The organism is Lysinibacillus sp. LK3, from assembly GCF_001043675.1.
GTDB classification, from domain to species: domain Bacteria; phylum Bacillota; class Bacilli; order Bacillales_A; family Planococcaceae; genus Lysinibacillus; species Lysinibacillus capsici.
Genome location: NZ_LDUJ01000007.1, coordinates 111,807 through 135,014 on the forward strand (window position 1 = coordinate 111,807; position 23,208 = coordinate 135,014).

Below are 23,208 nucleotides of genomic sequence, written 5' to 3' on the forward strand. Positions count from 1 at the left end.
TTTATTTTAAAGGTGGAACCGCCAAAAATAGAGGGACTTCGTTTCTTTAAACAAGACAGCCCCTGCTTTTTCCAAAACTCGATGGGAAGCCATATTTTCTTTTTCCGTGTCAGCGATAACGTATTTTGCATTTGGCTGATGGAGTAACCAGTCTTTAAGAGCTATGATTGATTCTGTCATATAGCCCTGCCCCATATAAGGAGGCAAAGTATAATACCCGATTACAACTTCCCCTTGCTCATTTGGCGTACCTTTTAGCATTATGCCACCAACAGCACAATTTTTTTCTTTTAATACAAGTAACCAATTCGTATGCCATAGATAATTTGGCTCATCTTCTAATACTTTGCAAAGTCTAAAATACAGCGCTTGTTTAAGCTCGCAATCTAAACTCCCTACACCTTTACTTAATGACAACTCCGCCGCCATTTGCTCCTCATGCTCTATTAGTAAATTAAGATACTTAGCGTTTAAAGGAATTAATCTTATTCTTTCTGTTTGTAATTCTACCATGTTGGTCTCCTAACATAATTTAATTGATACTAAACTCCAATTAGGTATATGTTATTGGCAGCGTCTCCCGTTCCATTAATTTCAAAAATCTCTCCTTATATATCGACCACAACCATATAATGTTATGCTGTAAATATAAAACAGTGAACCCACCTATGTGAATTCACTGTTCTCTCTTAATATTTAGTACCTTTATCGCCGTATTCGTTTAAAAGTTCTTCAAACGATTTGTTTTTTTCTCGTTGTTTACGTTCAAAAGCTAATTTTGCCTGACGCTCTTCTTCTGCCGCCTGCTCTTTAGCAGTTAAATCTTGCTTCGCTGCTTTTAATTTTGCTAGCACATCTCCACCTAGCTGATCTGCTAATGTAACGGCCTCTTGCTTAGGTAGGCTAGCTGTTACGCTATTGTCAGTATGTTGTTGCTGTTTTCGTTTCTTTCCCATTTCTATTCACCTTCTTATTGACATCAAGGGCGCTTCACAACTGTTGCTACGCCTTGTCCACCACCGATACATAATGTGGCTAAGCCCGTTTTCACATCACGCTTTTCCATCTCATGTAATAGCGTTACCAAAATCCGAGCACCACTAGCACCGATTGGGTGACCAAGAGCAATGGCACCCCCGTTAACATTTAGTTTATCATGATTAAAGCTTAATTCACGATCTACAGCAATTGATTGTGCTGCAAATGCTTCATTTGCTTCAATTAAATCGATATCGTTTAAAGTAACCTCAGCCTTTGTCAGCGCTTTTTGTACTGCTTTTACAGGACCTGTACCCATAATTGCAGGATCTACACCAGCACTAGCATTCGCTGTAATGATCGCCATTGGTTGAATGCCTAGCTCTTGTGCTTTTTCCTTTGACATCACCACTACCGCTGCCGCACCATCATTAATTCCAGACGCGTTCGCTGCTGTGACAGAGCCATCCTTTTTAAATGCTGGTCGTAGCTTACCTAATGATTCTGCTGTCACACCTGCTCGTGGAAATTCATCTTTATTGAAAAGCAGTGGCTCTCCCTTGCGCTGTGGAATCTCAACAGCAACGATTTCATTTTCAAACTTGCCCGCTGCAATTGCTGCCTCTGCGCGTTGCTGAGAACGAGCTGCAAAAGCATCCTGCTCTTCTCGAGAAATTTGATACATATCACATAAATTTTCAGCTGTAATGCCCATATGATAATCGTTAAAAGCACACCATAGGCCATCCTGAATCATTGTATCTACTACCTTTTGGTCGCCCATTCGGAAGCCTTCTCGTGCATTTTTTAAGACATATGGAGCCTGGCTCATATTTTCAAATCCACCTGCAACAACAATCTCTGCATCTCCCGCTAAAATCGCCTGTGTTGCTAAATGAACAGCCTTTAAACCTGATCCACATACTTTATTAATTGTTAAAGCTGATACCTCTTGAGGTAACCCCGCTTTAATTGCCGCTTGACGCGCTGGATTTTGTCCAAGTCCAGCCGATAAAACATTCCCCATAATGACCTCATCGACCTGTTCTCCTGCTACGCCAGCACGCACTAATGCCTCTTTAATGACAATGCTACCTAACGTTGTCGCTGGTACGTCTTTTAATGTCCCCTGAAATGAGCCGATTGCTGTACGCACTGCACTCACGATTACTACCTCGTTTGTCATAATCATTCTCCCCTTTTCCCCGTTCAAGAATCAACACTGCATGCATATGCTACTAGCAGATATGTATATTTTAACAAATATTATGACGATTTTCGATAATAGAAATAATCGCAGTTTTGCCAAAGATATTGTAAAATGTTGACGTGTTTTAAACAATCTTAGTTGGGAACATTACAAATAAGAAACAGCATGTGGAGGTGTTTTATGATGAAAAAGAAGATGCTTTTATTCTCTGGTATTACAACAACGCTAGCCGCCGCTGCAACAGGTCTGTTCGGCTTCGCGCTTTCCAATAAATTAATGTATATCCAACAAAAAGACCCTGAATTTATACGGGAACGAGAAACGACCGCAAAGCGCTTTGATGAGGCTTGGTACAATAAAAACTTGAAATGTGAACTAAATATTGATTCTCCAAATGGCTATACAATTCGAGGCATTATGTTTCAACCATTGCAAACAAATAACACGATCATCATTTGCCACGGTGTTACCGAAAATAAAATAAATTCCGTGAAATATGCTCGCCTTTTTGAAAGACTTGGCTATAATTCCGTTATATTTGACCACCGCCGCCATGGTGAATCTGGTGGCAAGACAACAAGCTATGGCTACTATGAGAAAAACGATCTTGATGCCGTGGTGAAAACAGTAAAAGCCATGATTGGAGAGGATGCTATTCTTGGCATTCACGGTGAATCGATGGGTGCAGCAACCATGCTCCTCTATGCAGGAACAGTCGAGGATGGCGCTGATTTTTATATCTCAGATTGTGCGTTCTCCGACTTTTCTATGTTGCTCAAACAAATTGCAAAAACTGAATTTAAATATGGCTCCATTATTCCTATTCGATTTGCTGACTTTTTTGTTCGTCTCAGAGATGGTTACTCATTTAAAAGTGTAACACCTGCCGAAGCCGTCACACATATTGAAAAACCTGTGCTCTTTATCCATAGTATTCCTGATACGTTTATTCCAGCTTCCATGTCACTCGATCTCTACAATAAAAAAACCGGTCCAAAAAAATTAAAACTTTTTGATACAGGGGCACATGCACAATCCTTTAATGAAAATATGGATGAATATGAGGATTTAATTCATGATTTTCTAGACAATTTTATTTATCAAAAAATCAATCGGGATTCTTCTTCTTCGAATGTCATTCCATTCCATTTTTAGGGCAATGAAAAACCTTGCGTCATTTTACTCGCAAGGTTTTTATTTTATTTAATCTTCAAAAATAATATGCCATTCATCACGTTTCGCTAAAAACTCTTTCGCTAATGCTTGGGCCCCTTCTAAACTATGGCTAGCAGCCCAGCCACATTGCACTTCATTGCAGGCAGGCACTGCGGTTGCCTTTGTCACATCTGTAAATGTGTTCTCTAAAATAGCTAATAAATCCTCATAATCATTATGATTGATCAATGATACATAGAAGCCTGTTTGACAACCCATTGGACTGAAATCAACAATATGATCAGAGTAATTACGGATAATGTCAGCAGATAAATGCTCTAAAGAATGTAATGCAGGCATTTCCATATGCTCCTTATTTGGCTGTTTAAAGCGAATATCGTATTTATATACTTCATCGCCATTTTTGCCCGTTTTCACACCTGCTAAACGAACATAAGGTGCCTTCACTTTTGTATGATCTAGATCAAAACTTTCTACATTTGTTTTTTCTTTTTGCAAAATACACAACTCCCTTCCGTATAGTAACTCCATTATACATAGTTTTCCGATAGAGTTGTATGATTTTTAAGAATTATTTAAATACTATTAAAAATAAAAAAACAACTAGTTAAGCTTGAACTAGTTGCTCGGAACATTCCAAATTACTTCTGGAATTTATTCATTTGCGCCATCATTTGACGTACTTGCTTTTCAGACGGCGTACGACCCATTTGCGCCATCATCATACGAATCATTTGCTCATTAATAGGTGGGTTTTCTTTCAAATATTTCATCATAGCTTGACGAGCGAAATAGAAACCAAGTGCTGCGCCCGCTGCTAATGCGATAATTACGATAATAATCCAGCCCCATGTAGGCATACAACCAACCTCCTCCACTACAATATACCGAGAAAAAACTCTCCACGCTCCATTATACAACAAATAATAGCGTGTTACTATATATTGTAGTGAATTTTCCTAGTGCATTGTATACTTCATCGGCTTTAACCACCCACACTCATTATCCTGTTTATTAAAAGCTATAAAACGTTCACTCATTTTAGCAAGCATTTGAAATAAATCTAAATCTAGCATTCGCGAACCTTCGCAATAAACACAAATTTTACGATCTACTAAATAAATAGCCATTTTACCTTTGATCGGATGTTCTAAAAACAAAGCATTACGAGCTCTTTCTAGGTGTGCATATTTGGAATCAAGTTGATGCTCTAACATGGCTGCAATCTCCTCAAAACGAACGGATTCACATATATATGCAAGCTCTTTTAAGGATTTCTCATTGGCATCTTCACAACCTTGCATCATCTCTAATAACTTACGCTCTCTGCCAAAAATAAACGTTAAATGCTCTTCTTTTATCTTATATATAGAATAGGTTCTCACCAGAAATCCTCCTTCGCTCAGTTTCTTTTTCATAAGTATAGCTCATTCATTCTTGTTTATTTGTCAAACGAAGGAGGGATCTCTCTTCTATTTTTGTCGAAAAAATTCTAGTTTCGGGTCTATAAATGACTTTATGACAAATGGTATTTTCAACCAAAAATAATTAATGTTTTTCCAAAAACAAGAAAAAGTCTTATTAAACACAGCTAAAAACCTTCTATTTTGGCTGCTTAGATGGATCTCAGCCTCAAGACCTAGTTCAAAATCAATTTCGAGTCCGTTTTAGACAATCTTGTAAATAGGTAACATAAAGGTACAAACGAAAGGAGCTAAAACAAATGAAAAAATTTCTTTTATTAACTGGAGGCGTCATTGCAGCATGTGTTGCACTAGCGTTAATTGGACCACTGGCGGGGTTATTATTCTCTGGATTATTTGTAGCACTGGGCATGCACTTCTACATTGCTAGTAAGTCATCTTTCGGTAAAATTTTCTGGTTTACAGTTGGTTTAATCGGTGTCCTATCAGCAGTGTCTAACATTCCAGCAATGGTAGGACTTGCTGCCATCGCCATTATCTATGTTATCTATAAAAAATGGAATGGCGAAGATGTAAAAATCCCTACAATTGAAGGAAAAAAAGAAGAAGATCCGTTTACAAACTTTGAAAAAGAATGGTCAAATTTAACAAAATAAAAGGAGCGATTTTAAATGAACTTATTTCAACGTTTTAGATATACAGTAGAGGCAGACTTACACCAATTATTTGATAAGAAGGAACAAAAAAATCCGATTGCGATGTTAAATCAATACATTCGTGAAGCAGAAAAGCAAACAGAACAAACAGGCAAATTATTAGAGCGACAAGGGCAATTAAAAGAAAAGCTAGAGCAAGAATATAAAGAAAACGCAGATTTACTAGCGAAACGTGAATCTCAATTAGCATTAGCAAAATCTAGCGGAGAGCAGGACTTAATTGATTTCGCTACGGATGAAGTAACAGCTTATTCAGCTCGTAACCTTACATTACAAGCTAGCATTGAAGCAAGTACTCGTGAATACTTCGAGCTCGAGCGTAAATTTGAAACAATGAAGCATAAAATTAAAGATATGAAAGTACGTCAATTACAGCTGATGGGGAAAGAAAATGTAACTCGTGCCCATCATCAAATGGATGGAATGATTGCCAAAAATAATAAAACAAACTTTGAAGATTTAGAAGCATATATCGATAAATTAGCTTATCAAATCGATAAAGACCATGAGCTTACAACTTTTGAGGCAAGACTGGCAGAATTAGAAAAAAAAGCAGTAGAAGAAAGCTCACCACTGCTAATTGAAAATAAATAACATGGTATAATGAAAGCAATGCGCCAACATTAAAAGGCGCATTCTTTCACGTTTAAGAATAGAGGGTCCCATTCCCTCTCTTATACTATTAGTAGAAGGAAGGGTGACCCTCATGCAAAATTTCACAACAAATAAGCTCACATTTTGGGTTCTTTGCTTCTTTTTACTCGTCTTTGTGGAGCTAACTATATTTAATAATGGTGGTGCCTTCTGTTTATTGATTGGGGCTGTACTTCTTTATTTAAGTTTTTCCAAAAAAGTTCGATTTTTTAAATGGACAGGAATTTTCTTTATTGCCATTGCTTTGTTCACGATGTGGAGCTTACGTTTATTTATCGTCATCATGCTCTTATATATGCTCTATCAATACTTGCAAAGAGAAAACGAGCCAAAAGTAGTTGGTGCAGAGCTATTTGAAAAGCTTCCTGCAATTAAAAATGACCTAATTGGCACAATGCCAGCGCCTATAGAAGCTTATAAATGGCAAGATGTACAAATTCAGCGCCTTGCAGGAGATATTACCATTGATACAACGCAAACGATTTTACCAGCTGGCACTAGTCTTATTACAATTCGACAAGGTATCGGTAAAGTTCAAATCTATGTTCCTTATGAAATTCCATTCCGTTTACAGTATACGACGTTATTTGGTGAGCTCTCCTGCTTACACGTAGGGCCGCAACGTATAGTAAATGAAAGTATTACTTTCTCAGACGGCAACCCTGAGGATGCTAAACGTGTACTGATTATTCATGTCGCAACCTGGCTTGGAGATTTGGAGGTGCTACGAAAATGATAGCCTTTATCTCAAGATTATTTACATTATTTTTTATTTTAATGAGTGCTGTTTTCGGTCTTCTTGTTGCACTATGGGGCAATCCTGATGAAAAAACATGGGAGCCCTTATGGCAGCAGAATTACGATAATATCCCTCTAGGTGGCATCATCATAGTTAGCCTGTTTATACTTAGCTTCCTGTTTGCCAGCTGGATCAGTATGACTGCAAGGGCACGAGAAGCGCAGGCAACACGAATAGTGAAACAACTGATCGAGCCTGATTTTGTTTTTCCTAAAAAACAAGCTCTTCCGAAATCGTTAAAAAAGGCACTTGTCCAAACGAGTGAATTAATTGATACGCAACGTAAAAGTTTACAGCGTTTGTCCAATGAACGGGCTGAGGCCAATGATAAAATTATTCAGGAGCGTATTATTGCTGAACGCCAACGACTAGCTAGAGAACTCCATGATTCTGTGTCACAGCAACTATTTGCTGCCTCTATGTTACTATCTGCATTAACTGAAAATGACGAACATGCTACTAGCTTAAAACAGGTGGAGAAAATCGTTCAGCAGGCACAGCTAGAAATGCGTGCATTACTGCTACACTTACGGCCTGTAGCTTTACACAATAAAACATTGGCACAAGGCTTAGAGGAATTGATTATTGAACTTCAGCAAAAAGTTTATTTCCATATAGAATATGAATTAGAAGAAATGGCCTTAACTAAAGCAGAGGAAGATCATTTATTTCGTATTGCACAGGAGGCACTCTCCAATACGCTGCGTCATGCCAAAGCAAGTGAGGTGGAATTACTTCTTGTGGCACGTGACGACTTAGCTATTTTACGAATTCAAGATAATGGTTTAGGCTTTGATGTGGAGGAAGATAAATCCACATCATACGGTTTACAAAATATAGCTGAACGAGCAGTTGAAATTGGCTGCACCTATAAAATTGTATCAGTGCCTGGTGAAGGAACAATTGTAGAGGTTAAAATTCCTTTACAAAAAGAGGAGGTCAATGTCGATGATACAAGTGCTCATAGTGGATGATCATGAAATGGTACGGATTGGTGTGTCAGCCTATCTTTCAGCACAGCCGGATATTACGGTTGTAGGTGAGGCTGAGAACGGTAAAGAGGCTGTGGAACGTGCCCTAGCGCTAAGGCCTGATATTATTTTAATGGATAATGTGATGCCTGTTATGACAGGAGCAGAGGCAACAGTGGAAATATTAGCAGCATGGCCTGAGGCAAAAATCATGATGGTGACTAGTTTTTTAGATGATGATAAAGTATATCCTGCCTTAGAGGCTGGCGCGGTAAGCTATATTTTAAAAACATCTAATGCCAAACAAATTGCAGATGCTATTCGAAAAACGATGGGTGGCGAAACGGTATTAGAGCCAGAGGTCACTTCCAAAATGATGCACCGCATGCGCCATGGCAATAGTACGCCACTATACGAACAATTGACTGAACGTGAAATGGAAGTATTATTGCTAATGGCCCAGGGTAAAGCCAATCAGGAAATCGCTGATGAGCTATATATTGCCTTGAAAACGGTAAAAACACATGTTAGTAATATTTTAGCAAAGCTAGAAGTTCAAGATCGTACTCAAGCCGTCGTCTACGCCTTCCAAAACGGACTTGCTAAATAATCCTACATAAAAAAACTGCATGCTGACATGCAGTTTTTCGTGTTTTTAGAGGTATTTTAGGAGATCATTTACATGGTCCACAATATATGTAGGCTCTTCATTTTTTAATTCTTCTAGCGACCCAAAACCATATGTCACACCGATGGCATCGATTTGATTTTCACGAGCGCCGATTAAATCATATTTTCGATCCCCAATCATAATAAATTGCTCTTTTGGATAGGAATCAAGTTGTTGAAGTACCTCTGCAATAATCTCACCTTTGGCAGAACGTGAACCATCTAAGTGACTTCCTACGACAAGATCGAAATAGGACTCTAGCTGAAAATACTTTATGATTTGTTCCGCAAAGACAGTTGGTTTTGAGGTGGCAATAGTTAGTATATATCCTTGTTGCTTTAAATGAGCTAACAATGCTGGAATATCTTCATATAGTTTATTTTCAAACATTCCCCTTTCCGTAAATCGTTCTCGGTAATCTCTAATTGCTCGCGTTATTTGTGTATCATTGAATCCATAGATTTCTTGAAAAGATACTTGTAATGGTGGTCCAATGAATGGTTCGAGTTCATCCAAATCATTCACCATGACGCCCGCCTTCTGTAAAGCATGTTGGACTGATTTAGTGATTCCTATTTTGGGATCAGATAACGTTCCATCTAGGTCAAATAACACAACGCTATAGTTCTTCATTCGCTCACCCTTTTTATGGAGTTTTCACATACTGTGTTTGCCGCTAAAAAAAGTACCACAACACTCAGTTGATGTTTAAATCCCTGAGTATTGTGGTATTTGTTGTAAATTATAGTGCTTTCACTTTTGCTACTACGTTTTCAACAGTGAAGCCGTATTTTTCCATTACTAATTCACCCGGAGCAGATGCACCGAACTTATCAATTGCTAGAACATCGCCTTCAAAGCCAGTATATTTATGCCAACCGAATGATGCCCCCATTTCAATTGCAAGACGTTTTGTAACAGCTTTTGGTAGAACAGATTCTTTGTAAGCTGCGTCTTGTTTTTCGAAGCGATCCATAGATGGCATAGAAACAACTGCTACATCTATACCGTCTGCTTTTAATGCTTTTTGTGCTTCGACAGCAAGCGAAACCTCAGAGCCTGTTGCAATTAAAATAGCATCTGCCACTTCTTTTGCAGCTGGAGACACTGTGTAAGCACCCTTTGCTACGCCCTCACGTACTGTTTCAATAGAAGCGTCAAGAACAGGTAAGTTTTGACGAGATAATACAAGAACAGTTGGTGTTTTTTCTGCTGCTACTGCAAGCTCCCACGCAACTGCTGATTCATTTGCATCCGCAGGGCGAATAACAGATAGGTTTGGCATTGCACGTAATGATGCAAGGTGTTCGATTGGTTCATGTGTTGGACCATCTTCCCCTACTGCAATCGAATCATGTGTGAATACATATGTTACAGGAAGACCCATTAATGCAGATAGACGAATTGCAGGACGAACGTAATCAGAGAATACGAAGAATGTACCACCGAATACATTTAAACCACCGTGAAGAGCCATTCCGTTCATAGCAGCACCCATTGCAAATTCACGAACACCGAACCAGATGTTACGTCCAGCATAGTCGTCTGCTGAGAAATCTCCTGCACCCTTCATCGTTGTTTTATTGGAGCCAGCAAGGTCAGCTGAACCACCAAAGAATGAAGGTGTTTTCTTCGCAATAGCATTAATTGCATCGCCTGAAGAAGAACGAGTTGCTACAGATTTACCAGCTTCATATACAGGTAACTCAGAAGCAAAGTCTTCTGGTAATTCACCATTCATCGCTTTCTCGAATTGAGCTGCTAACGCTGGGAATTCTTCTTTGTATGCAGCAAATTTTGCATTCCAAGCTTCCTCTGGTTGTGCGCCTTGCACTTCAGCAGCCGCATTAAATGTATCGTAAACTTCTGCAGGAATTTGGAATGGTTCATGTGCCCACTCATAGGCAGCTTTCGTTAAGACAACTTCATCTGTACCAAGTGGTGCACCGTGAGAATCTGCTTTACCAGATTTATTTGGAGAACCAAAACCAATCACTGTTTTCACTTCAATTAATGTTGGCTTGCCAGTAGATTTTTTGGCTTCTTCAATGGCTGCATTAATAGCATCTACATCTGTACCATCTGCCACTTTTAAATAATTCCAACCATAAGATTCAAAGCGTTTTTGAACGTTTTCTGAAAATGACTTTTCTAAGTCACCATCTAAAGAAATATCATTAGAATCGTAAAGCACGATTAATTTTTCAAGTTTTAAGTGACCAGCTAATGAAATCGCCTCTGCTGCTACGCCTTCCATTAAGTCACCATCGCCACATAACGCAAATGTGTAGTGGTCAACAATGTCATGACCTGGTTTATTGTAAGTAGCCGCTAAATGGCGCTCAGCCATTGCCATACCAACAGTCATAGCGATTCCTTGCCCAAGAGGACCAGTTGTTGCCTCTACCCCTACTGTATGACCATATTCAGGATGTCCTGGTGTTAATGAATCCCATTGGCGGAAGTTTTGAATTTCTTCCATTGGTAAACCATAGCCTCCAAGGTGAAGTAAGCTGTATAAAAGCATTGAGCCATGACCTGCTGATAGTACAAAACGATCACGGTTAAACCATTTTGGATTTGCTGGATTATGGCGTAATTGTTTTGTCCAAAGCGTATAAGCCATTGGCGCTGCTCCCATTGGTAAACCTGGGTGACCAGAATTTGCTTTTTCAATAGCATCGATTGACAAAGTTCGGATAGCATTAATTGCTAAAAGATCCGCGTGTTGAGTCATTATATTGTGACATCCTTTCTCGTCCTATATATTGTTCTTTTACAGTTTAGTCAACATTGCTTTAGAAAACAATGCTTTTTGTTATACTATTTGCGTTTTCATACATACTTTATTGAATTGTGTCACATTAATTTAGAAATTTATTTTTTTGTGCTTGTTTTACCTTCTCAGGAGTTACATCATTTCCTTCTGCATCTACCACTTTAACGTTTTCAATCGTATCTCGCATAGTTGCTCTAAACGTATCTAAATACTCCTTGCGAAGCGCTGTTCGCTCCTTTGCTTCTTCCTCTGTTAATTGTCCGCTTTTTGCCTTAGCAGATAATTCATTAATTCGGTTAATTTTTTCCTTTGATAACATGGTTACACACCTTTCAGTACCTAGCTTAATGACCTCAGTATGCAAAGTATAGCATGGTTTCCCTTAAAATGCAGTTATACCAACCCTTAAAAACACTTCTTAGCCATTATTTACATGACTTCCAGAAGTTAGAGGTGTATAACTAATAATAAAAGGAAAAATTTGATAGATAATAGGAGGAGCTATCATGAACATCACAACATCTAGACTACTTATTCGAACATTTGAAGCCCAAGATTGCCAGGCTGTTTATAGCTATATGTCCGACAAAACGGTCATGCACTATATGCCAGAGGGTGTGTTGAATGAAGATCAGGTTCAAAATTTCGTAACAGAGAATAGCAACGAGCAAGCAAAACATTTCGCCATTGTTTTACGTGAACAACAGCGAGTCATTGGTCATCTTGTTTTCCACAAATACTTTGGCGACCATACGTATGAAATTGGATGGGTTATGAATCCTGCCTATCATAATCATGGCTATGCTTCTGAAGCTGCTCTGGCCCTATTAGATCACGGCTTTAATAAAATGAAACTTCATCGAATTATTGCCACATGCCAGCCAGAAAATATCGCTTCTTACCGAGTCATGGAAAAAATCGGAATGCGCCAAGAAGGATTTTTCAAAAAATGCATTCCTCATGGAGAGACTTGGTGGGATGAATACTATTACGCTATTTTAGAGGAAGAATGGAACACTCTAAAGGTAAGAGGTGTATGAAATGAAGAAAACTGCGGTGTTATTATACCCACAATTTAGTGAATATGAATTGAGTGTTGCTTTGTCCATATTAATGCAAGGCGGTAAACCCATCATCACACTTGGATCGAATACCAAACCTATCAGAGGAGAATCTGGTTTAAATTGTATAGCTGATTTATCCGTGAATGAGGTAGAGCTTGACGATATTGATAGTCTACTATTACCAGGCTGCATGGATATTTCTACATTACAACTTGAAGAGAGCTTACTAGACTTCATTCGTCTTCTATCTGCAAAAGGAGGAATGATTGCAAGTATTTCTAGCTCCCCTTACCTATTAGCAAAAGCAGGGGTCTTAAAGAACAAAAAATATACAGTAGGACTACCTTTAGATGGCATGGAGCAGTTAGGGTGCTTTGAACTTCATAACTATTCAGATGAACTAGTGGTACAAGATGGAAATATCATTACAGCAAGAGGAAGAGGTTTTATTCCTTTCGGTATTTGTTTCGGGCATGCGTTAAAGCTAAATTTTGATGAAAATTGGTATTAAGTGATGATTTAAAATCCAAATGTCCAATTAATCGGGCATTTCATGTTATTGAAAAAAGATGATGTCATTAGTAGAATGAGAACTTTTAACAAGGCTGTGGGGTGATTTCCGTTCCGTCAGCGTGCCACAGGAAAGCAAGCAGCCTGCACCGGAAATCAATTTCTCCCCTTCAATTGACTGTTTTGTTTTTCACACCAAAAAATGTCCAACTAGTTGGACATTTTTTAATTCTTATCTTACGATATATGTCTAATACTTTGGACAAAATGGAGGGATCTTTCTGAAGAACATCATCAAAATTTTAAGAAAAAAATTAGGCATAACACAAGCTGCTCTTGCAAAAGAATGTGGAGTTGTGAGACAGACGATTAATAATATTGAAAATGATAAATATGATCCGACCCTTGAATTAGCTTTTAAGATTGCTAAGGTTCTTAATAGCCGTATTGATGAGGTGTTTATCTATGACTAAATTTCACCCAGATTATATGATTACAATGAAGGATTTTGTGAAAGAACACTCGGCAATTTTAAGAAAACAAACTCAAGAAGTGTCGAGACCAGTGACCAATGAAGACCGAAATACCCTCCTAGCCATGCTGCAATATCTGAAAAATAGCCAAAATCAAACGCTAGCAAAAAAATATAAGCTTCGCCCTGGAAGTGGACTCTCTGCTAATCAAATTGGCGTAGATAAACGAATGTTTGCTGTACTCTTTGATGACGAAGAAATGATGCTGATTAACCCTAAAATAATGAGTCATTCCCTTAATATGATTTATCTACCGGAAGGAGAAGGCTGTCTATCTGTAAATCGACCTGTCCCTGGTTTTGTACCGAGATATGAGAGAATTAAAGTCAAAGCTTACGACATCGATGGACATGAAATCATTGTACAGTTACAGGGCTACGGGGCCATCGTTGTACAGCATGAAATCGATCATTTAAATGGCATCATGTTTTATGACCGAATAAATAAAGAGCACCCTTTCCAACTGCCAAATCATGTTATCATCGAAAGCTTTCTTCCCTTCAGTAGTTTTTTACAAAAAAAATTAGCAGGAATATTATTTTCCTGCTAATCTTTCTTGGTGCTCTTGGAAACGACGATGTACTGTCGCCTTACTTACCTCAAAGCCTAACCCTCTAAGCGTTATAGAAATTTCTTCAAAGGTAAATCCACGTTTGCGTAGCTTCACAATTTCCTCTACAGGTAGATCTTTTCGCTCCTGCCCCTGCGGATTACCTCGATTCGATAAATTATTTTCTGGACGATAACCGTTTTCTACAGCACGTCGCATACCTCGTCGAATTTTAGCATTATGGATTCTACGTTGATATTCCTCTACAATCGCTAAAATTTCAAGCAGCATCGTATCCATTTCATTTAATTGGACTGGGCCTGCATCACGCATAGAAAAAACATCAGTTGCTGACTTTTGTAATAAATGTAATACAGCCATCCTTGCATTGCCTCGTCCTAAACGAGTTTCATCTTGGACAAAAAGAGCATTAATGTTCTTATCTTTTATAAAATCAAGCATTTCTAGCAAGCCTTCACGTTCTACATCATAGCCACTATGTTGATCTTTAAACACGCCCTTCACCGCATAGCCTTGCTCTTTAGCATAGCGCAGCAACTCTTCCTGCTGGCGCTCTAATGAGGAGCTTTGTGTTTCTTTTTCAGTACTTACGCGACAATAGACAACAGCCGATAGTTGATTATTTATCATTGTTCATTTCTCGCAATTTCGATAGTATTGATGGGACTGGCTTGATCACTCACTACAGGAATAACTAGAGATTTTCCCGCTACAATTTTAATATCTGCTAGTTCATTTTCAGTTTTTACAAGCTTTATCCAATCATCAGTACTCATCTTACCACGATATTGCTCGGCTAACGACCACAAGCTATCCCCATGTTCGATTTGAATTTCTGCGTAACTAACTTTTCCTGGATCAGTAATGTAAAGGTATGCTGCAAATAATAAACAAGCTCCTATTAAAATTGAGATATGTGTGTTTTTCTTAAACCATGTCATAATCATTACCCCTTTTTAAGAATGTTTGTTCGGAATGTATGTTCCCATAATAAAGCGAACAAACGTTTTTGTCAAACACTTTTCGAACCTATGTTTGCATACATGTTCGCATTCTGTTATACTATCAAATAAGAAGAATGATTTTAGAAAAAAGAGGTGAGCACTCATGAAAAAAGTTTCGAAAAGACAAGAGGACATTTTAGCTTTCATTAAGGAAGAGGTACGAGCTAAAGGATATCCACCATCAGTACGTGAAATTGGTGAAGCAGTTGGACTTGCTTCCAGTTCAACTGTTCATGGACATTTAGCTCGATTAGAACAAAAAGGCTTTATTCGTCGAGATCCAACAAAGCCACGCGCAATTGAAATTTTAGAGCCTGAAGAATCCATTCAAAAACAACAGGTGATCCATGTCCCACTTGTCGGGAAGGTTACAGCTGGTTCTCCAATTACAGCAATTGAAAATATTGAAGAATACTTCCCATTACCCGATACGTATGGCACAAGTGAAGATCAATTGTTCATGCTAGAAATCATGGGGGAATCAATGATTGAAGCTGGGATTTTAGATGGAGATTTAGTCATTGTAAAACAAAAGGCAACAGCTAATAATGGGGATATTGTTGTAGCTATGACAGCTGAGGATGAAGCAACTGTAAAACGTTTCTTTAAAGAGAAAAACCATTTCCGTTTACAGCCTGAAAATTCTTCTATGGAACCAATTATAGTCGATCAAGTTTCTATTTTAGGACAAGTTGTAGGTCTTTACAGACGTGTACATTAACGATTAAAGCAGATTTTGAGGATTATGTTCCTTCTAAGAGCATGTATCCTCTTTTTTACGCAAAAAAAGAATCCACATACGATTGGATTCTTTGTACAATGCCTCTTCTAAGCTTCCTTCTTAAATTTTAAGCTCGCTTCAATAAAGGCTGAAAATAGCTTTTGAGCACTCTCATCTCCTGCTATGGCTAGTTCCTCAGGATGCCACTGAACAGCTAAGCAAAATGGCATCTCCTCATGAACTACCGCTTCGATAATACCGTCGTTAGATTTTGCTGCTACTTTTAATTTTTCTGCTAAAACATTCACCGCTTGATGATGAAATGAATTCACTGCTATTTTCTCTTGTTCAACGATAGTCGCTAATAGATTGTCAGCAATAACCTGTACAGAATGGGTAGCTACAGCTCGACCTGATTGCTGCATATGTTGGAGTAACTTGGTACTAAAGTGATCACTATCAATATCCTGATATAAGGTACCACCTAATGCAACATTTAGTATTTGAATTCCTCGACAGATCCCGAAAATAGGCATCTTACGTTGGAATGCGGCTTCAATCAATGCTAACTCAATCGTATCTCGCGCTGGATGAATTTTTCCAAGCTTTAATGAAGGCTCAGCCCCGAATAGAAATGGGTGCACATCATGACCACCAGATAATAATAAACCGTCTGTAAGGGCTAAAATCTGGGCCGCCTCTTCTTCTACTCCAATTGGAATAATCAGTGGAATTCCACCTGCTTCAATGATGCTTTTACTGTAAGCAGCATTTAATCGAGAGGATAAATCATCCTCAACAAAGGCTGTAATACCAATAATCGGTTTCACTTGCTTCCCTCCAAATTCTTGAAAATTGCACAATTACCAAAAGCCTAGATACCAATTAATTAATACATCGCCATAGAAATAAACAATAACTGCGGCCAATGCAATAGATGGCCCAAACGGAATGGGTGTTTTTCTCCCCTGTTTGTTTTTCGATAACATGGTAATCCCGACAATCATACCAATAACTGCAGCTAAAAATAGCGTTAACAGTGTATCAATCGTACCCAGAACGAGACCAATTAAAAAGAATAATTTAATATCGCCTCCACCCATGCCACCGTTTGATAGCACAGCAATGATATATAATATGCCAAAACCAACCACAGCACCCACAAGAGAGTCCCACCACGGTGTTAATGGTGACAGCACTCGTCCAATAGCTAGCAAAGGTAAAAAGAATACTAACACCTTATCTGGAATTAGCATATAGGCTAAATCTGATACAACGATAATAACTAATAAGGAGATAAAAAAGAGTGCTACTATCAATTCTATGCCCCAGCCTAACTGCCCATAAGCAAAGGCAAATAATACACCTGTCATTAATTCTATGACTGGGTAAACCCAAGAAATTTTATTGCCACAACCACGACATTTTCCTCCTAACAATACATAAGACAAAACTGGTACTAAATCAAGCGCCGTCAGTCGTCTCTGACATTTTGGACAATGTGAAGGAGGATGTACAATCGACTCCTTCTGTGGTACACGTAAGCCAACTACATTATAAAAAGAGCCAAAGACAAGTCCAAATAAAAAAATAAAGATCGTATAAGCCATTTCCAATTTTATGTCCTCCTAAACCAATAGGCGCCCATACAAATGCAGTATGGTGCGCCTATCAATAAAGTTATTGTTGTTCTTCGTAATAGAACGTTGTCACTTGCACTGTTGCCTTTAACGTAAGATCTGCATCTTTCTCAAGCTGTGCCTGCTCTCCAGGCAATTTAAATTCAATCTTATCGGTTTTCATGACACGCTCTAATTGTTCAACCTCCTGTAAAAAGCTTTCAAGAGAATTAAAATCAAGCGCACCCACCTCTAATATAAAAGTAACAAGCTTTAAATTAGTTGGTAAAGAGTCCTTCGAAAGAGATGCAATCGGTGTAGTAGTCTCCTTGTTCTCCTGATCACCATTGACCTCTGCTTCAGCCTGCTCCAACATATTAAGATCATTCGATACATCTGAAGGTGTCACAGTGCCGTCCTCACCTTGAACAGTTAAAGACAGTATACGAGTTCCTGTCACCTCTTCAATCTCAGCTAAATCAAGAATAATCTTTTCAACGGCTCTTGTTGCAGGTAGCTTTTGTCTTAAGGCTAATATATTGATAGTAGGCTGTCCCTGCTCTTTGTCTAATTGTGCTAGTTGTTCTTTGACACTAGCTAATTCTTGCTGCACCTGCAATACATTACTCTCTTTTTCATTCACTTCATCCAATTTTGGTGAAAGCAAATAATAATACAGCGCAAATAAAATAGCAGCTATCAGCGCCAGTAACAAGATCATAGATGAATTTTTACTACTCGTTAATTTATTCATGAACGTCGTCCTCCAGCTAAATACATAAAATCGATTGTCGCTGTAATGGACACTGAATATCGCGGTACTTCTTTAAATTTTTGTTGGGGTGTTAACACCCTTTGTTCACCTAGCTCTATTTCAAAGTTTGAGACAGTGTTAATTTGAGCATCTGTAAAATAGCTACTCATTAAAAGTCGCTCCACATATTTCGATATATCTGTCATCGTTTCAAAATCCACTTCAATATTCACCGAGTTCTCTCCGAAAACATAGCTACGTAAATAGGAATGAGTTGGTAATAAAGTTTTTGTTTCATCAATTAACGGTGTTACAGGATAAGAAACGCTTTGAATAAAAGTTACTGACTCTTCCAACGAACCCTGATCGACATTTTGTCGTGCGTCTAGCTCTTGCTGCAATTGATCAAGCTGTGTTGTTAATGCCTGTTCCTCTGCAGTCAATCGTGACAATTCACTTTTGGATGTAAAAAATAAAAAAAGTAAATAAGCTATAATAAGTCCCACAATGACAATCACCAAGCTATAAAAAAGCTTGGGAGAGGTTGTTCTTTTTTCAAGTTGTGGTAAGAGGTTTATATCTGGAACCATTAACGAACCTCCTTCAAAGCTAAGCCAAGCAACGTTGAAAATTCTCGCTTAAAGCGAGGAAACGATTTCTCAATTTTTTCCCCATCGACAACCCTTAGTGGTGGTTCTAAATTAGAAGCGAGTAAGTTCCCAATTGATTTCAATAGTGGGTTATCGCCAAGCATGATAATTTCATCCACTGTTTTTTCACCTTTATGTAAAGAAAACTTAAAGAAATTCATCATCCGATCAATCTCTAAAACCTGATCCATTACGACCATTTGATAATTCTCTGATTCGCCATTATAAATAAATTGATAGCTAAACTCATTCTCTTTCTTTCCCAGCCATTGCGTCATATCTACTTCAATGGTTTGATAGCGCAAAAACTCCACTTGGCCATTGGAAAAAATACTGATGGAGAGTTCATTAATTGACCATTCTGCAATTAAATAGGTTTTATTAGGCATTAATAAGGACATGTGCTCTAATAAACGTATATTACAAAGCGCACGAATATCGGCAGCTTCGGGTTCTAATGAAACATCTAACAGCATCCCTACCAGTTTCGTAATCTCTTCAGAAGGTGCAGCAAATAAGATAGCCTTGCCGTCCTCGGCATCTGCATCATACACATCAATTAAAGGGTCTTGAAATGGTAAATGAATAGAATGTCCCAATTCCATTTCAGCATATCCTCTTAATTCCTGAGGCTTTACATCTTTAGGGTGCTCAAAGTTTTTTAATAGAACTGTCGTATCAGGGACAAACATGCGAACAGCCTGTTTTTTCCCTGTCCATTTCATCACTTGCTCTTTAATTACCTCAAAAAGAGCTACCTCATCGATAATAGTTCCATTTTCAACGATTCCAGCTGCTAAAGGGTATTCATAGCCCTGCCACTGATTAGGCTCTGGTCCTTTCGCCACAATCGCACGCAGCACATAGTCCTTCAGTTCAATCGAAACATGCGACTTTCTTTTTCTCTTAAACATGTGAAAAGACCTCCTTATCCTACTCAGTATAAATGATTTTTTCAATTAGTCATCCATTTCCCAGCCAGAAACGCAAATTTTCTTGCGCTTCTGAGTGGGTTGGGAGGACTGATGCCGTCTGTTTATTTTCCTCCTCCTTCACCGCCTTCTTCTTTAGGAGATTCTACTCCTGCATCTTTTAGTCTTGCATTAAGGTCTGACTCGTTTATTGTTGTACTTGATGGTTTTAAATTAGTTTTCATCTTATTTAAATTAGGGTAAGTAATTGTCCATGTATCATCTTTAAACGTAACCTTAGTACCATCTAATTTAATTCCATCCACAAAAGGATCTAGTTCAGAAGAACTACATTCGTCAGCTACAGCTTTACACGCCCCATCAATATAAGCAATCTTAGCCCCCGCTAGAATATTTGATGCCTCTGCTAAAATTGCACGGTCCTTCGACTTATTAATAATATTACCAATTGCAGGTACAGCGATTGCTGCAATAATTGCTAGAATAACAATTACAGCTAATAGTTCAACTAATGTTAAACCTTTCTCATTTTTCAATAGTTTTTTATTTTTCCACTTTTTTAACATTTTGAAATCCTCCTTAATAGTTTTATATGAAGTGTGTGTACACGCGCTTCTGAACATTATGGCGAAGCTGCACAATCTCGCCCAATACATTTGCCACCAGTTCCCTTGCTGCCCTTACGAATATCGTCTGCAATATGCTGTAAGGTGGCATTATCGAAATTTATATATTTTCCATTGCTGTAATAAATCGCATGCGCATTGAAGTAGTAGGTGCCCTCGATAAATTGAACATTGGCACTCTGACCCTCTTTATCTGCCTCTAATATTTTGCCAGCACTGTCTAAATAACCGCCCGATACTAATTTTTCCACTTCGACGATTTGCCATTGATCAGCGGTTGGATGCTCCATAAAATAAAACTGCGCGGCATGAATAACATTAATGGCATCTGCTTTTAATGCCTTATAACGTGAATTATCAATGACATTACTTATAGCTGGGATTGCAATGGCAGCAACGATAGCTAGAATAACAATGACTGCCAATAACTCGACTAATGTTAAGCCCTTTTCGTTCTTTACCCTAATTTCCATGTCCAGTCTCTCCTTTAATACTTAACCATGAAGATACCTACTTGCCGCTTCCTTTTGTTAGCAAATCTAAGTAGATATTTTCTATTAAGCGGAACAAAAGGGCATCCATATAAATATTGTAAACATTACATATTTTCATATAGTTGGAACATTGGTAAGAATATAGCCGCAACGATGACTCCAACAACTAGAGCCAGTACCACAATCATTAAAGGCTCAATGAGTGACTTCATGGTATCGACAGCACGGTTTACTTCCTCTTCATAAAAATCAGCGATCTTTTCGAGCATGTAATCCAAGGACCCTGTTTTCTCGCCAATTGATGTCATTTGTGTTACAAGCGGTGGAAATAGCCAGCTTTTTTCAAGTGGCTCTGATAATGTGCCACCCTTTTCTAAATTATCGCGCGCTTCCAGTACTACTTTCCCCATTACCGGATTACCACCAACCTTTTCGACAATTGTTAAGGCTTGTAAGATTGGTACGGAGCTGCTAAAGAGTGTTGACAAGGTTCTTGTCATTCTTGCGATAATATCCTTTTGCAAAAGCTGTCCAAAGATTGGCATACGCAGTAAAAATACATTGACGGCATAATGAAACTCTTTATTATTTTTATAGAAATAGTGAAGGCCCACTACTAATACCAATAGCCCTAAAATCACAAGGTACCAAAACTGAATGAGCCAATCACTAATACCCACTACAATGACCGTTATTAACGGCATTTCCAAATTCATTTCTTTAAATGCATCCATAAAGGTTGGCACAATGAACACCATTAAAAACATACCAACCACTAGTGTTAGAAGCGATAAAATCGCTGGATAGGTCATAGCAGATTGAATTTTTTTCTTAATGTTGTATTGCTTCTCTAGTGTGCTTGCAAGACGATCTAATGTATCGTCGACGTTCCCTGTAGCCTCACCAGCACGCATCATATTGACAAATAGCAATGGGAACACTTTTGGGTGTTTGCCTGCTGCATCTGAAAATGCCATACCATTTCGAATATCCTCTTCAACCTGCATCAATGCTCGCTTTAGTGGTTTACTCCGTGTTTGCTCACCCAAAATATGGGTCGCTTCAACAACGGGAACGCCAGCACGAATTAATGTCGCATATTGTCGACAATAAATAACAAATTCCTGGTGCTTTACTTTTGTCCCAAAAGCAATATCTTTATGTAAAATGCTATTTGACTCCTGAAGTTCTCGTGCATTAATTCCTTGTGCTCGAAGCTTTTCCATGGCTACCTTTTTATTCGGTGCCTCGATAATGCCCTTTTTAGGTGCTCCTGTTTTGGTCCGACCACTATAACGAAATATCGTCAACTATAATCACCAGCGTTCATATATGGTCTTGCATCCTCTAGTGAAATCTTACCTGTGGTAATTAGGTGTTGCATGGAATACTCCAATGTGTGCATACCCAATGCTTTACTTGTCTGCATCACACTTGGAATTTGGTGAATTTTTTCGTTACGAATTAAATTTGAAATAGCAGGTGCCTGTACTAAAATTTCTGTCGCAGCAATACGCCCTTTTACATCCTTACGTACAAATAAACGCTGAGAAACAATACCTTGTAGTACATTCGCAAGCTGCACACGAATTTGACTCTGCTGATGCGGTGGAAATACATCGATAATACGGTCGATCGTCGTTGGTGCACTACTTGTATGCAGTGTAGCCATAACTAAATGCCCTGTTTCAGCAGCCGTAATAGCCGTTGAAATGGTTTCATAATCTCGCATCTCCCCAACTAAAATAATATCTGGGTCTTGACGTAATGATGCACGTAAACCATTGGCAAAGCTCATTGTATCGACACCAATCTCACGTTGATTGATGACAGACTTCTTATGTGTATGCAAATATTCAATTGGATCCTCTAACGTAATAATATGTTTAGATCTTGTTTCATTGATGTGATCTATCATTGCTGCCAAGGTAGTTGATTTCCCTGAGCCTGTTGGGCCAGTTACTAAAATTAAGCCTTGTGGTTTTTCCGCAAGCTTATATAACACCTGTGGCATATTGAGTGCTTCAATAGAAGGAATTTTAGCCTCAATTAAACGAGCTGCAATCGTCACTTCATTTCGCTGATGGTATGCATTGACACGGAATCGACATTTCCCAGGCAATGAAAAGTTAAAGTCCGTTTCTCCCTTATCCTCAAATTCCTGTTGTTTATGGACAGGAAGAATGACCTTTACCATTGCCTTCAAATCCTCTGTTTCAAGTGGGATTGTGCCGTAATGCTCTAGTTGCCCATGGATACGATATACTGGTGGAATACCTTTTGTTAAATGAAGATCAGATGCTTTTTCTTCAAATGCACGTGTTAATAATTCAACGATTGAATATGCTGTCAT

At 38.4% G+C, this 23,208-nt stretch carries 31 protein-coding genes; 11 read left to right on the forward strand and 20 right to left on the reverse strand.

Translation table 11 applies throughout. The annotated features are described in order from the left end of the window. Positions 1–6 precede the first annotated feature (6 nt). The 3 genes from VK91_RS04955 to VK91_RS04965 all read right to left on the reverse strand — a co-directional run bounded on the left by VK91_RS04955 (position 7) and on the right by VK91_RS04965 (position 2,164). On the reverse strand, positions 7–513 hold the full coding sequence (locus tag VK91_RS04955) for a GNAT family N-acetyltransferase (RefSeq protein WP_048391312.1): 507 nt from the start codon (positions 511–513) through the stop codon (positions 7–9). A gap of 176 nt (positions 514–689) precedes the next feature. Continuing rightward, positions 690–956, reverse strand: coding sequence for a YqkE family protein (locus VK91_RS04960; protein WP_036080173.1), 267 nt, complete (start codon positions 954–956; stop codon positions 690–692). Between the two features lie 23 nt (positions 957–979). Beyond that, the gene (locus tag VK91_RS04965) at positions 980–2,164 is read right to left on the reverse strand and encodes an acetyl-CoA C-acetyltransferase (RefSeq protein ID WP_082148122.1); all 1,185 of its coding nucleotides are present in this window, start codon (positions 2,162–2,164) and stop codon (positions 980–982) included. A gap of 207 nt (positions 2,165–2,371) precedes the next feature. On the opposite strand from VK91_RS04965, the gene VK91_RS04970 reads away from it, so the two are divergent. Then, on the forward strand, positions 2,372–3,343 hold the full coding sequence (locus VK91_RS04970) for an alpha/beta hydrolase (protein WP_036080551.1): 972 nt from the start codon (positions 2,372–2,374) through the stop codon (positions 3,341–3,343). Positions 3,344–3,391: 48 nt separating this feature from the next. Here VK91_RS04970 and VK91_RS04975 read toward each other — a convergent pair whose 3' ends face one another. The 3 genes from VK91_RS04975 to sirA form a co-directional block, all read right to left on the reverse strand. After that, on the reverse strand, positions 3,392–3,895 hold the full coding sequence (locus tag VK91_RS04975) for an S-ribosylhomocysteine lyase (RefSeq protein WP_048391314.1): 504 nt from the start codon (positions 3,893–3,895) through the stop codon (positions 3,392–3,394). A gap of 110 nt (positions 3,896–4,005) precedes the next feature. Continuing rightward, positions 4,006–4,224 carry a YneF family protein gene (locus VK91_RS04980; protein ID WP_004232154.1) on the reverse strand — a complete coding sequence of 73 codons (219 nt, stop codon included), beginning with the start codon at positions 4,222–4,224 and terminating at the stop codon, positions 4,006–4,008. A gap of 99 nt (positions 4,225–4,323) precedes the next feature. Then, entirely contained in the window at positions 4,324–4,749 is a 426-nt protein-coding gene (sirA, locus tag VK91_RS04985; protein WP_004232148.1) for a sporulation inhibitor of replication protein SirA, read from the reverse strand. A 338-nt stretch (positions 4,750–5,087) separates the two neighbouring features. Between sirA and VK91_RS04990 the strand changes: the two genes are divergently transcribed. The 5 genes from VK91_RS04990 to VK91_RS05010 all read left to right on the forward strand — a co-directional run bounded on the left by VK91_RS04990 (position 5,088) and on the right by VK91_RS05010 (position 8,538). Beyond that, on the forward strand, positions 5,088–5,444 hold the full coding sequence (locus VK91_RS04990; RefSeq protein WP_048391315.1) for a hypothetical protein: 357 nt from the start codon (positions 5,088–5,090) through the stop codon (positions 5,442–5,444). Positions 5,445–5,459: 15 nt separating this feature from the next. Continuing rightward, positions 5,460–6,098, forward strand: coding sequence for a PspA/IM30 family protein (locus tag VK91_RS04995; RefSeq protein ID WP_009370701.1), 639 nt, complete (start codon positions 5,460–5,462; stop codon positions 6,096–6,098). Positions 6,099–6,210: 112 nt separating this feature from the next. Then, positions 6,211–6,894 carry a cell wall-active antibiotics response protein LiaF gene (gene liaF, locus VK91_RS05000; protein WP_004232142.1) on the forward strand — a complete coding sequence of 228 codons (684 nt, stop codon included), beginning with the start codon at positions 6,211–6,213 and terminating at the stop codon, positions 6,892–6,894. After that, a complete protein-coding gene (locus tag VK91_RS05005; protein WP_016992954.1) occupies positions 6,891–7,931 on the forward strand; it encodes a sensor histidine kinase in 1,041 nt (346 codons plus the stop codon). Before liaF ends, VK91_RS05005 begins: the two co-directional genes overlap by 4 nt. Next, the gene (locus VK91_RS05010; RefSeq protein WP_009370700.1) at positions 7,906–8,538 is read left to right on the forward strand and encodes a response regulator; all 633 of its coding nucleotides are present in this window, start codon (positions 7,906–7,908) and stop codon (positions 8,536–8,538) included. The genes VK91_RS05005 and VK91_RS05010 overlap by 26 nt, the downstream gene beginning before the upstream one ends. A 45-nt stretch (positions 8,539–8,583) precedes the next feature. On the opposite strand, the gene VK91_RS05015 is transcribed toward VK91_RS05010, so the two are convergent. From VK91_RS05015 to VK91_RS05025, 3 genes are all read right to left on the reverse strand, one after another. Continuing rightward, positions 8,584–9,231 (reverse strand): HAD family hydrolase, encoded by a 648-nt coding sequence (locus tag VK91_RS05015; RefSeq protein ID WP_048391316.1) that lies wholly within the window; start codon positions 9,229–9,231, stop codon positions 8,584–8,586. 109 nt (positions 9,232–9,340) lie between these two features. Further along, complete coding sequence (gene tkt / locus VK91_RS05020) at positions 9,341–11,335, reverse strand: transketolase (RefSeq protein ID WP_048391318.1); 1,995 nt, start codon at positions 11,333–11,335, stop codon at positions 9,341–9,343. Between the two features lie 127 nt (positions 11,336–11,462). Continuing rightward, a complete protein-coding gene (locus tag VK91_RS05025; protein ID WP_004232132.1) occupies positions 11,463–11,696 on the reverse strand; it encodes a DUF896 domain-containing protein in 234 nt (77 codons plus the stop codon). Between the two features lie 187 nt (positions 11,697–11,883). On the opposite strand from VK91_RS05025, the gene VK91_RS05030 reads away from it, so the two are divergent. The 4 genes from VK91_RS05030 to def all read left to right on the forward strand — a co-directional run bounded on the left by VK91_RS05030 (position 11,884) and on the right by def (position 14,034). Beyond that, positions 11,884–12,417 carry a GNAT family N-acetyltransferase gene (locus VK91_RS05030; protein ID WP_048391321.1) on the forward strand — a complete coding sequence of 178 codons (534 nt, stop codon included), beginning with the start codon at positions 11,884–11,886 and terminating at the stop codon, positions 12,415–12,417. A 1-nt stretch (position 12,418) separates the two neighbouring features. After that, positions 12,419–12,952: a DJ-1/PfpI family protein gene (locus VK91_RS05035; RefSeq protein ID WP_048391323.1), complete on the forward strand. Its 534-nt coding sequence runs from the start codon at positions 12,419–12,421 to the stop codon at positions 12,950–12,952. 280 nt (positions 12,953–13,232) lie between these two features. Then, a complete protein-coding gene (locus VK91_RS22375; protein ID WP_082148123.1) occupies positions 13,233–13,424 on the forward strand; it encodes a helix-turn-helix transcriptional regulator in 192 nt (63 codons plus the stop codon). After that, complete coding sequence (def, locus tag VK91_RS05040) at positions 13,417–14,034, forward strand: peptide deformylase (protein ID WP_048391325.1); 618 nt, start codon at positions 13,417–13,419, stop codon at positions 14,032–14,034. The genes VK91_RS22375 and def overlap by 8 nt, the downstream gene beginning before the upstream one ends. On the opposite strand, the gene VK91_RS05045 is transcribed toward def, so the two are convergent. Together VK91_RS05045 and VK91_RS05050 are read right to left on the reverse strand one after the other, a co-directional pair. Then, positions 14,020–14,685, reverse strand: coding sequence for a recombinase family protein (locus tag VK91_RS05045; RefSeq protein WP_004232122.1), 666 nt, complete (start codon positions 14,683–14,685; stop codon positions 14,020–14,022). The two genes, def and VK91_RS05045, sit on opposite strands and share 15 nt — an antisense overlap. Next, on the reverse strand, positions 14,682–14,996 hold the full coding sequence (locus VK91_RS05050; protein ID WP_048391327.1) for a LysM peptidoglycan-binding domain-containing protein: 315 nt from the start codon (positions 14,994–14,996) through the stop codon (positions 14,682–14,684). Before VK91_RS05050 ends, VK91_RS05045 begins: the two co-directional genes overlap by 4 nt. 166 nt (positions 14,997–15,162) lie before the next feature. Between VK91_RS05050 and lexA the strand changes: the two genes are divergently transcribed. Next, entirely contained in the window at positions 15,163–15,780 is a 618-nt protein-coding gene (lexA, locus tag VK91_RS05055; RefSeq protein WP_004232118.1) for a transcriptional repressor LexA, read from the forward strand. 107 nt (positions 15,781–15,887) lie between these two features. Here lexA and VK91_RS05060 read toward each other — a convergent pair whose 3' ends face one another. From VK91_RS05060 to VK91_RS05100, 9 genes are all read right to left on the reverse strand, one after another. Further along, complete coding sequence (locus tag VK91_RS05060; RefSeq protein ID WP_048391332.1) at positions 15,888–16,610, reverse strand: gamma-glutamyl-gamma-aminobutyrate hydrolase family protein; 723 nt, start codon at positions 16,608–16,610, stop codon at positions 15,888–15,890. Positions 16,611–16,643: 33 nt separating this feature from the next. Continuing rightward, the gene (locus VK91_RS05065) at positions 16,644–17,396 is read right to left on the reverse strand and encodes an A24 family peptidase (protein WP_048391334.1); all 753 of its coding nucleotides are present in this window, start codon (positions 17,394–17,396) and stop codon (positions 16,644–16,646) included. A gap of 64 nt (positions 17,397–17,460) precedes the next feature. Further along, complete coding sequence (locus VK91_RS05070) at positions 17,461–18,153, reverse strand: hypothetical protein (RefSeq protein WP_048391335.1); 693 nt, start codon at positions 18,151–18,153, stop codon at positions 17,461–17,463. After that, the gene (locus VK91_RS05075; RefSeq protein WP_048391337.1) at positions 18,150–18,743 is read right to left on the reverse strand and encodes a PilN domain-containing protein; all 594 of its coding nucleotides are present in this window, start codon (positions 18,741–18,743) and stop codon (positions 18,150–18,152) included. The genes VK91_RS05070 and VK91_RS05075 overlap by 4 nt, the downstream gene beginning before the upstream one ends. Continuing rightward, positions 18,743–19,717 (reverse strand): type IV pilus biogenesis protein PilM, encoded by a 975-nt coding sequence (pilM, locus tag VK91_RS05080; protein WP_048391340.1) that lies wholly within the window; start codon positions 19,715–19,717, stop codon positions 18,743–18,745. Before pilM ends, VK91_RS05075 begins: the two co-directional genes overlap by 1 nt. Positions 19,718–19,839: 122 nt before the next feature. Continuing rightward, entirely contained in the window at positions 19,840–20,301 is a 462-nt protein-coding gene (locus tag VK91_RS05085) for a prepilin-type N-terminal cleavage/methylation domain-containing protein (RefSeq protein WP_048391342.1), read from the reverse strand. Between the two features lie 56 nt (positions 20,302–20,357). Further along, positions 20,358–20,834 carry a prepilin-type N-terminal cleavage/methylation domain-containing protein gene (locus VK91_RS05090; RefSeq protein ID WP_048391344.1) on the reverse strand — a complete coding sequence of 159 codons (477 nt, stop codon included), beginning with the start codon at positions 20,832–20,834 and terminating at the stop codon, positions 20,358–20,360. Positions 20,835–20,959: 125 nt separating this feature from the next. Further along, positions 20,960–22,165 (reverse strand): type II secretion system F family protein, encoded by a 1,206-nt coding sequence (locus VK91_RS05095; RefSeq protein WP_036080216.1) that lies wholly within the window; start codon positions 22,163–22,165, stop codon positions 20,960–20,962. Next, on the reverse strand, positions 22,162–23,208 hold the full coding sequence (locus tag VK91_RS05100) for a type IV pilus twitching motility protein PilT (protein ID WP_048391346.1): 1,047 nt from the start codon (positions 23,206–23,208) through the stop codon (positions 22,162–22,164). The genes VK91_RS05095 and VK91_RS05100 overlap by 4 nt, the downstream gene beginning before the upstream one ends.